The 13,397-nt window shown below is 70.0% G+C and carries 7 protein-coding genes; all 7 read left to right on the top strand.

Annotated elements, in window-relative coordinates; translation table 11 throughout:
• Positions 1-198 precede the first annotated feature (198 nt).
• The 7 genes from AB5J62_RS39240 to AB5J62_RS39210 all read left to right on the top strand — a co-directional run bounded on the left by AB5J62_RS39240 (position 199) and on the right by AB5J62_RS39210 (position 13,298).
• Positions 199-1,212, top strand: a complete 1,014-nt coding sequence (locus AB5J62_RS39240; RefSeq protein WP_370945095.1) for a hypothetical protein — start codon at positions 199-201, stop codon at positions 1,210-1,212.
• 404 nt (positions 1,213-1,616) lie between these two features.
• Positions 1,617-3,761 (top strand): AbfB domain-containing protein, encoded by a 2,145-nt coding sequence (locus AB5J62_RS39235; protein WP_370945094.1) that lies wholly within the window; start codon positions 1,617-1,619, stop codon positions 3,759-3,761.
• Positions 3,762-3,837: 76 nt separating this feature from the next.
• Entirely contained in the window at positions 3,838-7,257 is a 3,420-nt protein-coding gene (locus AB5J62_RS39230; protein WP_370945093.1) for a hypothetical protein, read from the top strand.
• Between the two features lie 69 nt (positions 7,258-7,326).
• The gene (locus AB5J62_RS39225) at positions 7,327-7,584 is read left to right on the top strand and encodes a hypothetical protein (protein ID WP_370945092.1); all 258 of its coding nucleotides are present in this window, start codon (positions 7,327-7,329) and stop codon (positions 7,582-7,584) included.
• 60 nt (positions 7,585-7,644) lie between these two features.
• Positions 7,645-8,703, top strand: coding sequence for a hypothetical protein (locus AB5J62_RS39220; RefSeq protein ID WP_370945091.1), 1,059 nt, complete (start codon positions 7,645-7,647; stop codon positions 8,701-8,703).
• Complete coding sequence (locus tag AB5J62_RS39215) at positions 8,700-12,836, top strand: polymorphic toxin-type HINT domain-containing protein (protein ID WP_370945090.1); 4,137 nt, start codon at positions 8,700-8,702, stop codon at positions 12,834-12,836. The genes AB5J62_RS39220 and AB5J62_RS39215 overlap by 4 nt, the downstream gene beginning before the upstream one ends.
• 12 nt (positions 12,837-12,848) lie before the next feature.
• On the top strand, positions 12,849-13,298 hold the full coding sequence (locus AB5J62_RS39210; protein ID WP_370945089.1) for a hypothetical protein: 450 nt from the start codon (positions 12,849-12,851) through the stop codon (positions 13,296-13,298).
• The last annotated feature ends 99 nt before the right edge of the window (positions 13,299-13,397 follow it).

Below are 13,397 nucleotides of genomic sequence, written 5' to 3'. Positions count from 1 at the left end.
ACCCGGTTGGCGCAGTGACCTAGTGTGATCTTTTGTTAGATGGATTTCACAAGGTTGCCAAGCAGTGCGTTAACTGGCTACCTTGCACTCGACCGGAATCTCATTGGGGCAGGTTCCGGCGCTGGTGGCTACTGGGGGCTTCCTGTGTTAAGACGCGCCTTGCTGTGCGCTGCGTGCGTAACCGCGATCGTGTCCGGCGTGACTGTCACGCCGGCGCTCGCATATTCGACCGAGACGGCCGTTGTCGCTGGTATGACGGCTGAAGAACACTCCGATGACTGGTACTGGGTGCGCTATCTGGCCAAGGCCCACCCCTATAGTTCGGTAAGGACTTCGGCCTGGAACGCCTTGGTGAGCTCCGATCCGAACGCCGCCATCGTCGAATTCCTGGCCACCGGATACGACTTCGCGGTGAGCCGTGCGCAACAGCGCAATGCTCGTAATCTCGATTTCGTTCGAAGGGTTTACGAAACCACCACCGCCGAATATTCGCCAGAGGTGCATAACGAGGCGCAACGCCTGCTCACCGCCTCGGATTCAGCCCGCGAGACATTCGTGCGCAGCGGATACGAGGCCGCCAGGTCACGTGACCGCGCCTACCGCGACACCGTCGGCGCGCAGAAGCAGGCGCTGGTCGACCGCGACCGCCAGTTCGTCGGCCTGCTGGCCACGAACGACCCCGGCGAGCAGGTCCGGCTTTCCGCGCAGGTCGCCACCCGCCAGGGCGCGACCGACGACGACCTCGTCGAGTTCTTCGCATACGGCTGGGCCAACGGCGCCAGGCTCGACCTGGACGTCTTCCGCCTCCGCGGCGCCGACAACAACATGCGCTGGCGCGACACCATCACCCGCCTGATCGCCGACGCCAAGGCCGCCGAGGACGCCGCCCGGAACGCCTCCAATGAGGCGAAAGAACAGGCCAAGGCGCAGGCCGTGCGCGCATGGGCGCAGGTGGGCGAGCAGACCGCGCCCGCGCGGTCCGGCTGGGGCGAGGCGGAGGACTTCGCACGCAGGCAGGCCGAGAACTGGCACGCCGTGCTGCTCGCCGCCCAGGCGGCGCAGGGACCGAACTGGACCTCGATCATCGACCCGGCCACCGCCTCGGAGACCGCCTGGCAGGCGGAGCAGTCGACGGCCGCGCAGCAGGCCGCCTACTGGAACGCCCTGCTCCAGCAGGCGCGCGACGGCGAAGAGCGGGTCAAGAAGAGCTGACCCACCCCTGCCCGAACCCCGAAAGTGGCTTTCGTCAGATGCGATCTGCCGAAAGTGGCTTTCGGGCTGTGGGACCTGACGAACGCTCCTTTCGGGCTCGCGCCAGGTGCCGAAAGCCGCATTGGGGTCCTGCTGGGGACCGAAGGACGCATTGGGGTCCTGCTGGGGACCGAAGGACGCATTGGGGTCCTGCTGGGGACCGAAGGACGCATTGGGGACGTGGCAGGGACCGAAGGACGCTTTCGGGACGTGGCAGGGACCGAAGGACGCTTTCGGGACGTGCCAGGGACCGAAGGACGCATTGGGACCGCCACGGGGACCGAAGGACGCATTGGGATTTTTTCCTTGCCGGGTAAGGGGTTTAGGGACCTTTGCCCTCCACCGAAGAAAAGGTAACTGGGGATATGCGAAGAACACTGATCCATCGCAAGGGGTTCGCCCGGGGGATCGCGGTGACCACCGCGGCCGTCGCGCTGGCCGGGGTGCTCGGGCCGGTGACCGCGTACGCGGCTCCGGCAGCGGCGCCGACGCCGGCGCCGCCGGTCGCCGGCAGTCTCGCCGCCAAGCCGAAGTCGGCGGCGCCCGCGGTTCCGCAGGAGACGACGGACGCCAAGGCGACCGCGCTCGCCGAGTCGTCGGATGTCGAGAAGGTCAAGGCGGTCAGGGAGATCGAGGTCGGTGAGGCCACCGACGAGTGGCTGATGCTGACCGACAAGAACTTCGTGTTCAAGGTCTTCGACAAGATCAACGCCGACAAGTTCGCGCTGACCAAGGCCGAGGCGTACCGCGTCTACCGCATCGTCGTCGATCACCCGGACGCGCCGGACGCGACCGCGTTCATCCGCACCGGTGTCTTCGACTTCGCCGGCCGTGACCGGATCGCGTACGCGGACCGCCAGGAAGAGGCGCGCCGCGCGAAGGAAGCCCGCCAGAAGGCGGCCGCGTGGGCCGAGATCCAGGCCGACGCCGCGATGATCGACGGCACCGACCAGAACTTCGTCTACCAGGTGTGGCGCCGCTCGACCGGCCCCAAGGTCAAGGCGGGCGCCGGCGAGGCGTGGGGCGGCGACGCCACCGCGTGGAAGACGTTCATCACCACCACGATCTACAGCCTCCACCTCGAAGACCAGCGCGACGCCATCGAGAAGGCGAAGCAGGAGGACGCCGAGAAGGCGCGCATCCTGGCCGCGAAGCTGGCGAAGAAGAACGCCGTCGCGGTGCTCGCGGTGACCGCGCCGGACGGGTGGACCGACCTTTCTGACGACAACTTCATCCGCCAGCTGCTGACGCTGCCGGAGGTGGCCCAGCCGCGGCACGTGGAGATCCTCAACGCCGCCAACGCCGCGCTGCGCAGCACCGACCCGGCCGTGTGGAGGGCGTTCATCGACACCGGCATCTACGACGCCGACAAGCGTGACGCCGCCCGTGAGAAGGCCGCGCGTGAAGAGGCCGACCGGCAGAAGGTCCGCGAGGTCAAGGCGAAGGCCGAGCAGAGCAGGCTGCGCCCGCGTCTGGTCGCGGCCGCCAACGCAGCGCTGGCCGGTACCCCCGCCGACGTCACCAAGTTCCTGAACGAGGGCCAGTACAACACCCTCGAGCAGGCGCTGATGACCACCACCCCGAACTTCAAGGGTTACTTCGTCCGTTCCGACGGTGGCGACGCTTGGAGCACCCCCGGCACGCCCAGCGCGACCGCGGGTGAGGGCAAGCTCGGCGCCGCCACCTGGAAGGTCGTCTCCGGCCTGGCCGACCCCGCCTGTTTCTCGTTCGAGTCGTCCGGTCACGTCGGCAGCTACCTGCGCCAGCAGGACATGCGCGTCAAGCTGCACGCCAGCGACGGCAGCGACCAGTTCAAGAACGACGCCACCTGGTGCCCGAAAGCGGGCCTGAGCGGTTCCGGTGTCTCGCTGGAGTCGAAGGCGCTGCCCGGCCGCTTCCTGCGGCACATCAACGGCCAGCTCTGGGCCGCGAACAACAGCGGCGCGAACTGGTGGGACGGCAACCTCGACGTCTACAAGACGGACGCGACGTGGAACGTGGTCGACCCCGACCCGAACATCACCACGCCGATCATGCTGCGCTGGTACAACGACGACGCGTTCCGCGGCTTCGTGGGCAACCCGAAGGCCGCCGAGGTGGTCGACGGGCCGGTCCGCTTCCGTGATTTCGCCAACGCGACCACCTACTGGAGCCAGGCGACGGGCGCGAAGTACATCTGGGGCCCGATCCTCGAGAAGTACAAGGCTTCGCTCGGCTACAAGGCCAGGCTGCCCATCGACGACTCCTGGAGCACGCCGAACAAGCCTGGTGCGTTCTCTCACTTCGAGAACGGCCTGTCGATCTACTGGAGCCAGTCCACCGGCGCGCACATGGTGTACGGCGCGATCCGTGACCACTGGCAGAAGCTCGGCTGGGAGAACTCGTACCTCGGGTTCCCGACGACGGACGAGTCGCCCGCCGGCGGCGTGCTGCGCCGCAGCACCTTCCAGTTCGGCAATATCGACCACGACCCGGCCAACGGTGGCCGTACGTGGGACTACCGAGTCTGACCTCACCCATTGAACGAGGGGACCCGGCGCTCGGTGAACCGGGTGCCGGGTCCCCTTTTCCACGCCTGGGGGCGTAATGAACTTACGAAGAATCGTGGTGGCCTCACTGGCCTTCGCGCTACTAGGCGGGATCGTGCAGCCCGCGGCGGCCGCGGCGGTACCCGCGCCCGCCGCGGCGCCTGCCGATGATCCCGGCCCGCAGCCGACCCCGATCTGGGACGGCACAACGGGTCTGCCCGATCTCGGTGACCCGCGCTTCCGCCAGATCGTCGCGGACAACGCGGAGCTGGCCGAAGACATCGAAGTCCGGCAGGCGGCCACGGCCGCGCTGGCAGGCGGCCGTCAGGCCATCATGGACTTCCTCGACACCGGCCTGGACATCGCCAAACAGAAGGCGGCCGCCCGCAAGGCCGAGCAGGCACGCCAGGACCGCGCCAAGATCGAGCCGTTGCGCGGCACCGGTGGCAGCTACCTGCGGACCGAAGTGGACAGGGTGCTGGCGGGCACCGACACCGACCGCGCGCAGTTCCTGTTGTACGGCAAGCAGATCGCCGAGCAGCGTGACGCGCAGGTGACCCAGGGGATCGCCGAGCTCGCCGCGCAGAACCGCGCGCGGGTCGAGATGCTCGTCGGTGTCGCGGGCACCGAGGTGAAGAAGGCGGCGCAGGCCGCGCTCGCCGCGGGCGACGGCGCCATCTCGGACTTCCTCGCGAACGGCTACCTCGTCGCGGCGAAGAAGGATGCCGACGCGCGCGAGCAGTTCCTCAAGGACGAAGAGGAGCGCCAGAAAGCGGCCGAGCAGCTGTCCGAGCTGGCCAAGCGGGCCGCGCGGGCCGCCGAAGCACGACGTCAGCTGATGATCCTGCACGGCAACGGGATCCGCGCGCTGCAGCGTTCGGCGAACGCCCTGGTGCTGGCCGGAAACGAGGCACGCAAGGCCGCGCAGATCCTGGCGGCGAACAAGGCGGGCGGGCAGCACCCGGCCGACGCGTTCAACGGTGTGAAGGCCGAAGTCGCCAGGCAGCTGGGGTACGCGCAGCAGGCCGCCGCCGACGCGCAGCAGGCGTCCACGCAGGCGAAGGTGCAGGCCGACGTCCTCGTCGACACCGGGCTGACCTATGGCGTGCAGTGGGCGACCATGGCGCAGGGCATGGCCGAAGCCGGTCGCGCCGCGCAGCTCGCCGCCGAGACGGCGTCGCACGCCATCGACGCGACGGCGTTCACCGACGCGGCACGCAACGCGCAGGAAGAAGCCGAGCGGCACGCGGCCGAGGCCGTGAAGTGGCGTGAGCACGCGCAGGAACACGCTCGCGCGGCCGCCAAGATCGCTGAGGCGGCACGGGTTCAGGCCGAAGCCGCGAAGGACGCCGCGGCGCGCACCAAGGCCGCCCGCCAGGCAGCGGAGGCCGCCGAAGCGCGGGCTTGGGCTGCGGCGGAACGCACCCGCAACGCGCGGATCGTCGCCGAGAACGAAGCGGCGAAGGCCGCGGCGGCTCGTCGTATCGCCGAGCAGCAGCGCGCTGTCGCGGCGGCGGCTCGCGCGCGGGCTCAGCAGCAGGCGGCCATCGCGCACGCCGCACGTGGCCAGGCCGACTATCAGGCGTCGGTCGCCGCGGCGGCCAGGCAGAGCGCCGACCAGCAGGACGCGATCTCGGCGCAGGCCGAGACCAACGCCAGGCGTGAGGAGCTGAACGCGGCCAACGCGCGCAACGCGGCCGCGGTGGCGAATCACCAGAACAACGCGAAGGAAGCCAGGGCCAGGTCGCTGGAGTCGCTCGCGGCGTCGGCGCGTGGCACCGCGAACGAGCGTGCGGCGCAGGACGCGGCGAACCGGGCCAGGTCGGACGCGGGTGCGTCGAACAACGCGGCCGGTGCGGCACGCAACGCGGCCAACGTCGCCAGCGGTGCGGCGGCGGGCGCGCGTTCGGCGGCGAGCGAAGCGGGTCGTGCCGCGGCTCGCGCTCGTGCGGCTGCCGCTGCCGCGGCGGCAGCGGCGGCTCGTGCCAACCAGGCCGCGCGTGTGGCCGAGGCGGAAGCCGCGGCGACGCACCGTGCGGCGATGGAAGCCGAGGCAGCGGCGGCCGACGCGACGGTGAACGAGACTCAGGCAGCCGAAGCGGCTCGCGCCGCGACGGCGCTCGCCGAGCAGGCGGCTTCCGAGGCGCTGCAATCACTTCAGGCGGCTGAGCGGACCAAGGCCGAGGCCGACGCGGCGTCGACGGAAGCCGTTTCCGCCGCCACGCAGGCAAGCTTGGCCGTGCAGGCGGCTTCGGCGGCGAAGGCGTCTTCGCAGGCGATCACCGATCCCGCGAACACCGCGATCGTCATCGTCGCGCCTTACACGAACGACGACATCGGCGCCGACTTCGTGACGCGCGTGGCCAACCAGGCCACCGCCGTCGGCGCCGAGCAGGCCGCGGCCGCCAGGCAGCGTGCCGATGAGGCGCTCGCCGCGGCGAAGGCGGCCGCCGACGCGGCGGCACGCGCCGCAGCCGAGGTCAAGCCCGCTTTCGAGGCGGCGGCGGCCGCCGCCAAGTCCTCGGCCGAGGCGGCCAGGTCGGCGGCGGACGCGCAGCAGTCGGCGGCCGAGGCCGCGGTGGACGGCGCCGCCGCCAGGGCGGCTTCGTCACGGGCGAACCAGGCCGACGCGCAGGCACGCCAGGACGCCATCCTGGCTCGCCGCGCGGCCAACGCGGCGAACAACGACGCGGCCATCGCAGGCCGCAACGCCGCGGCAGCCACGCGGGAGGCGTCCATCGCGCGTTCCGCGGCCAACGCCGCCGCGGCGGACGCGGCGGCGGCCCAGGGTGCGGCCAGCAGGGCGGAATCCGAAGCGGCGGCGGCGACCGCGGCGGCGGACAGCGCCCAGCGGCACGCCGACGGCGCGGCCGAAGCGGCGAAGAACGCGCTCGCTTCGGCGCGGGACGCGCAGAAACAGGCGGACGACGCCGAAGCGCGCGCCCGCGCGGAAATCGAACGGGCGGAGGAAGAACGGCGCAAGGCCGGGCAGCCGGGAAGCAACATCCGGGAGCTCTACACCGTCGGCCATCTGGTCGAGACGAAGGACAACCTGCCGCTGTACTACACGACGGCGGAGGATGTCCGGCGCGAACTCATGCGCTGCTTCAACTGCAGTTTCCCGATCGATGGGGCACCGGCCCATTATCCGGCACCCGGCGAGCAGATCCAGCTGTCGGCCTGCCTGCCGTACCTGGGCTTCATCTGCCAGGACGCGCCGGTCAGGGCCTACGACCTGCCGCTGGTCAACGGGAAATGGCAGGGCTTCTACTTCATCGCGCAGGACGGCCATTTCGACGGCGCGGGCTCGGTGGTGGAATTCCGGTTCTTCCAGAACAGCCAAGGAATGCTCGTGGTGCAGGTCACCGGTAAGGTGAATGACCCGGCAGCCCCTGACTGGCTGAACGAGTACGCCGCCGATTCCAAGTGGCACGATTTCAGCATCGCGCTCGGCGAGAACATTCACACTCATCGCTGATTCAAAATCCGGTGTGGTCGCGCTAGACTGCGACCACACCGGATTTTCCGGGTAAGGGGGATCCTCGCTGTGCTCTGGATCGATGTATTCAGCGCGTTGAGCTGGGCCGTCGCGTACATGCTCCTCGTGTACGCGGTCGAACGGTTCGGCACCTCGCCGCTGCGCCACGTCGTCCCGTTCGCCGGCCTGGGGGTCTTCGCCGTGGCGTATCTGGGGATCGCCTGGCAGTACGGCCGTTGGCCCGCGCTCGCCGTGGGCACGCTGCTGGCCGTCGTGACCGGTGTGGTCATCGGCGTGCTCGGCCGCGTCCGCGCCGGAAGCCGCTGACTTTTCAAGTCGTTCCGAGGTCCCCGCGTGGGATCTCGCTGGGGAAGCAGGAGATCTGTGATGCGCACGCGCATTGTGCTCAGTGCTGTCTGTCTTTCGCTGGTGTGCACCGGGATCGGCGTCGTCGCCGTCCCGCCCGCGGTGCTCGCCGCGACCGGCGTGAGTGTTCAGGAAGACTCGCCGGACAAGATTTTCGTCCAGTATCTCGCCAGGCGGGATCCACGCTCGACCGTCCGGATCGGAGCGTGGCAGGCGTTGCTGTCCAGCGCGCCGGACGCCGCCATCGCGCAGTTCCTGGACACCGGCTACGACTACGCCGTCAACCTCGCCGCCCAGCGCAAGACCCGCAACGCGGACTTCGCGAAGCGCGTGCTGGCCACGTTCACGGCCGAGTTCTCGCCCGAGGTGCACGCGGCCGCGCAGTACGCGGTCAACAGCAGGGACGACGCCGACCGCGAGCGGTTCGCCAACGGCGGTTTCGCCGCGGCACGCCAGCGTGACAGCGCTTTCCGCGTCGCCCAGGGCCAGCAGGCCCAGGCGCTGGTCGAGGCTGACCGCGCGTTCGTCCGCCAGCTCGCGGTGAACGACCCCGGCGCGCAGGTCAGGGTCAGCGCGTCCTACGCGGTGCGCGCGGGCGCGACCGACGCCGACATCGTCGACTTCTACGCCTCGGGCTGGGCGTTCGGCGCCCGGCTCGACCTGGAGACCTTCCGCCAGACCGCCGCCGACAACGACATGCGCTGGCGCGCCACGCTCACCAGGTTGATCGTCGAGGCGCAAGCCGCCGAGAAGGCGGCACAAGACGCATCCGAAGAAGCGAAAGAGCAGGCCAAGGCGGCCGCCGTGCGTGCGTGGCAGGCCGTCGGCAAGCAGACCGAGCCCGGCCGCTCCTCCTGGAGCGACGCGCAGGACTTCACCGCGCGCCAGGCGTCCACCTGGGCCGCGATCGCCGAAGCCGCCCGCGTGGCGACCGGCCCGAACTGGGCGGCCATGGTCGACCCGGCCACCGCCAACCAGTCCGATTGGGACGGCGAGCGCGCCTTCGCCGCCGACCAGGCGAAGTACTGGAACGCCATGTTGCAGCAGGCACTCGACGGAGAGCAGAGGGTCGCGCGATGAGCATCGTCCGAAGAGCCCTACTCGCTTCGCTGACCTTCACGGTCTTCGCAGGGCTTATCCAGCCTGCCGCGGCCGTGCCGTCACCGGTCCGCGCCGCGGTGGTGGTCGACGCCGACCCGGCCGCGCCCCGGCCGATGCCGCCGGACCCGTACAAGGAGTGGGACGGCAAGGCAGGCGTCCCGAACGTCGGCGACCCTAGGTTCCGCCAGCTCGTCGCGGACAACGCCGAGCTGGCCGAGGACGCCGAGGTCCGCGACGCCGCGAAGGCCGCGCTGGCCGGCGGCCAGGCCGCCATCATGGCCTTCCTCGACACCGGCCTGAACGAGGCGAAGGCCAAGGCCGCCGCCCGCAAGGCCGAGCAGGCACGTCAGGACCGCGCGGCGATCGAGCCCCTGCGCGGCACCGGCGGCCCGTACCTGAAGGCCGAAGTCGACCGCGTCCTCGCGGGCACCGACAGCGACCGCGCGCAGTTCCTGGTCTACGGCAAGGGAATCGCGGAACAACGCGACGCGGCGACCACCCAGTCCGCGCGTGATCGCGCCGACCAGAACCGCGCCAGGGTCCAGCTGCTCGTCGGCGTCGCGGGCCCGGAGGTCAAGAAGGCCGCCCAGCTCGCGTTGAACGCGGGCGACCAGGCGATCGAGCAGTTCTTGGCGACCGGCTATCTCGTCGCGGCGAAGAAGGACGCTGACGCGCGTGAGCAGTTCCTCAAGGACGAAGAGGAGCGTCAGAAGGCCGCGGAGGCCGTCTCAGATCTTGCGAAACGCTCGGCTCGTGCCAACGAGGCTCGTCGGCTTTTGCTGGTAGCGCACGGGAATGGTGTCCGTGCGTTGCAGCGTTCGTCGAACGCCTTGGTGCTGGCGGGCAACGAGGCACGGAAGGCCGCGCAGATCCTGGCGGCGAACAAGGCGGGCGGGCAGCACCCGCTTGACGCGTTCAACGGCGTTAAGGCAGAGGTCGCGCGCCAGCTCGGTTACTCGCGTCAAGCCGCGACGGATGCACAGCAGGCGTCGGCGCAGGCGCAGGTCCAGGCCAATGTGCTGGTCGAGACCGGGCTGCCGTACGGCACGCAGTGGGCCCAGATGGCGTACGGCATGGCCAACGCCGCCCAGGCCGCGGTGTCCGCTTCGGAGACCGCGTCCAACGCGATCGACGCGACCGCGTTCACCGACCAGGCCCGCAACGCCCAGGAAGAAGCCGAGCGCCACGCCGCCGAGGCCCACAAGTGGCGCCTCCACGCGGAAGAGCACGCCCGCGCGGCCGCCCAGCTCGCGGAGGCCGCGAAGGTCCAGGCCGACGCAGCCAAGGACGCCGCCGCCCGGACGAAGGCTTCACGTCAGGCGGCGGAAGCCGCCGAAGCCCAAGCGTGGGCGGCAGCGGAGCGGACGCGGAACGCCCGCATCACCGCGGAGCGCGAAGCCGCGAACGCGGCGGCAGCGCGAGCGGTCGCGGAGCGAGAGCGCGCGAACGCGGCAGCGGCCCGCGGCCGAGCGGAGCAGCAGGCGGCAGTAGCCCGCGCGGCCCGCGGCGAAGCGGAGTTCCAGGCAGGCATCGCGGCCCGCGCCCGCCAAAGCGCGGAGGCACAGGACGGCATCGCGGCAGGCGCCGAAACCGGCGCGCGCAACGAAGAACGTAACGCCGCTCAGGCGCGTGACCGTGCTTATCAAGCCGAGCGTGACCAGCGCGCGGCCGAAGCCCGCGCCGCCGCGCTGGAAGCGATGGCCGCAGCTGGCCGCGGTAGTGCGCATGAGGGTGCTGCCCGTGACGCGGCCGCGGCCGCGCGCATGGACGCGGACACGGCCAAGGGTGCCGCGGGTGCGGCCCGTGGTGCCGCGAACACGGCGACCGGTGCCGCGGCTGGTGCGCGTTCGGCGGCCACCGAAGCGACTCGCGCGGCCGCGCGGGCCCGCGCGGCGGCCAACCAGGCGCAGGCGGCGGCCGCTCGCGCGAACGCGGCGGCGAACAAGGCCGAGGCGGAGGCCGCGGCGACGCATGCCGCGGCGGAGCGGTCCAACGCGGCTGCCGCGGACGCTACGTTCAGCGAGGCACAGGCTGCCGAAGCGGCGCGCAACGCGGTGTCGCTCGCGGAGCGCGCGGCGTCCGAGGCCGTGCAGGCCCTGCAGTCGGCAGAGCGCACGAAGGCCGAGTCCGAGGCCGCGTCCGCCGAGGCGGTTTCCGCTGCCACGCAAGCGACGCTGGCCGTTCAGTCGGCTACGGCGGCGCGTGCGTCTTCGCAGGCGATCACCGAGCCCGCGAACACGGCGATCACAGTGGTCGCGCCGTTCTCGGGCGCCGACATCGACGCCGACTTCGTGATACTGGTGGCGAACCAGGCGCGTGCCGTCGGCGCCGAGCAGGCCGCCGCGGCACAGCAGCGGGCCAATGAAGCTGTCGAAGCCGCTCGCTTGGCGGGCGAGGCGGCCGCGCGTGCGGCGGCCGAGGTCAAGCCCGCTTATGACGCCGCGGCCGCGGCTGCTCGCTCATCGGCGGACGCGGCGAAGTCCGCGGCCGAGGCCCAGAAGGCGGCAGCGGAGGCAGCGGCGGATGGTGCGGCTGCCCGCTCAGCGGCTGCCAGGGCGAATCAGGCGGATGCCCAGGCGCGTCAGGACGCGATCCTGGCTCGTAAGGCGGCCAACGCGGCGAACAACGACGCCGCTATCGCCGGACGGGCGGCTTCAGCGGCCGAGCATGACGCGGCCGCCGCTCGTTCCGCTGCCAGCCAGGCGGAAGCCGACGCGGCCGCGGCGCGTGGTGCGGCCGATCGCGCGGAGGCCGACGCGGTCGCGGCTGACGCGGCTGCGACGAGCGCCCAGAAGCACGCCGACGCCGCGGCCGAGGCCGCGAAGAACGCGATGAACAGCGCGATCGACGCGGGCAAGGCCGCGGACCGGGCCGAAGAGGCCGCGCGCAAGGCCGAAGAGGAACGCCGCAAGCGGGAAGCCGACGGTTCCGACGACGCCGGTCCGCAACCCACATCGGAGGACATCGACGCACTCTTCTCCGAGGGCGGCGAAGAACTGGTCAACGAGTACAAGGCGGCTCAGGAGCAGGCGAAGAAGGGCATCATCGACTTCATCCTCCAGCAGGGTGGGGAGGTGTTGCTGGACCTGATCGGCTACACGGACGCGAAGAAGTGCTTCGGCGAAGGTGACGTCGCCGCTTGCCTGTGGACCGTGGTGAACGTCGGCTCACTGCTCGCCATGGTGGCGAAGCTGCCCGCGGTCTCGTCCGCGATCGCCAAGATCGTCGGCGGGCTGACCAGGTTCCTCGAGGGCACGCAGGCGGGCAAGCGGTTCCTGGAAGCGATGCGCGGCATGATGGGCGCCGCCAAGACCCGGTGCGTCGACGAGCCGAACAGCTTCACACCCGACACGCCGGTCAAGCTGGCAGGCGGCGGTCAGCGGCCGATCAAGGACGTCAAGGTCGGCGACCTGGTCATGGCCGGTGACCCGATCAAGGACGTCGTCGCACCCCGGCCGGTGACCGAGGTGATCATCGGCATCGGCAAGAAGGACCTGGTGTCGATCACGGTCGACACCGACGGCCCGTCCGGCGCGCGGACCGGCAAGATCGACGCGACCGCCGGTCACCCGTTCTGGGTGGAGAGCAGGAAACTCTGGCTGGAAGCCAGGTATCTCCAGGCGGGCGACCAGGTCCGGGACATCGGTGGTGAACCGCTGCTCGTCACGGCGGTGAAGCCCCGCACCGAGTACCGCAAGGTCTACAACCTCACGGTCGAGGGGATGCACACGTTCTACGTGGCCGCCGCCGACCGCGCGGTACTGGTGCACAACCTGGCCTGCTTGATCGTGCTGAAGGATTTCGCCAACTCGCACATGCAGTTCGGCAACGGCCAGTTCCTGCTCGACAAGAAGGGAATGGACCACTTCCTGACCCGGCACCACAAGCAGTTCTGGGACGGCACGGTCAAGAAGGAGCAGACCTTCTTCCGCGAAGGAATGTCGGTCGGTGACGTCGAGAGCGCCATCAAGCAGGTCATGGCGCAGAACCGGGACAAGCTCGCCGGACGTGGGCCGAACGGCATGTACCAGATCGAAGGAACCGTCGACGGGATCACGTATAAACTGGGTATCAACAACGGGCGGATCGGTCAGTTCTATCCCAAGCCATAGAGAGTGGTCAACGTGGTCGAGGTGCGTACGTTTCTTCGGATGCCAGACGGTTCGTTCGAGCCGTTCTCCGAGTGCGTCACCTCGCCACGGGATCCGGACTATGTCGAAGGCGCCATCGAATTGGTGGTCGAGGGCGTCGAGATCTTCGGGCTTCCCGAATGGGACCTGGTGGATCAGCTGTGGGCGTATATCTGCGAAATGCTCGCGAGGTTCCGCGCGGAGAATCAGGTCCAGATCTCTTTTCCCGATTCGCCGATCGATTTCATTCTGAAGCGGTCGTCGCCGGGAAGGGTGCTGGTCACCGCGCAGATGACGCAGGAGAAGCGCTCGGTTTCGGTATCGGAGGAAGAGCTGGTCACGGCACTGACGGTCGAGGCCAGGAGGGTGCTCACCCGGATGTCCGAGCTGCTGCCGGGTAGCAAGGGTAGCTACGCGATCGCGCTGGATCAATTGGCGGATTAGCCAGGTGAGGTCCGTCACCGGAGTCACTTTGCCTGCTTTCGCGCTATTGCAGTTCCTCGGCTCCGTCGGTTAGCGTTTCGAGTGAAGGGAATTGCCAGG

The organism is Amycolatopsis sp. cg5 (genome assembly GCF_041346955.1).
GTDB lineage: Bacteria > Actinomycetota > Actinomycetes > Mycobacteriales > Pseudonocardiaceae > Amycolatopsis.
This window is presented reverse-complemented; position numbering and strand designations above follow the sequence as displayed.

Coding starts and splice junctions, on each gene's coding strand:
- AB5J62_RS39235 (WP_370945094.1), top strand. CDS start 1,617: ATGCGAAGAACACTGATCCATCGCAAGGGGTTCGCCCGGGGGATCGCG.
- AB5J62_RS39230 (WP_370945093.1), top strand. CDS start 3,838: ATGAACTTACGAAGAATCGTGGTGGCCTCACTGGCCTTCGCGCTACTA.
- AB5J62_RS39220 (WP_370945091.1), top strand. CDS start 7,645: ATGCGCACGCGCATTGTGCTCAGTGCTGTCTGTCTTTCGCTGGTGTGC.
- AB5J62_RS39215 (WP_370945090.1), top strand. CDS start 8,700: ATGAGCATCGTCCGAAGAGCCCTACTCGCTTCGCTGACCTTCACGGTC.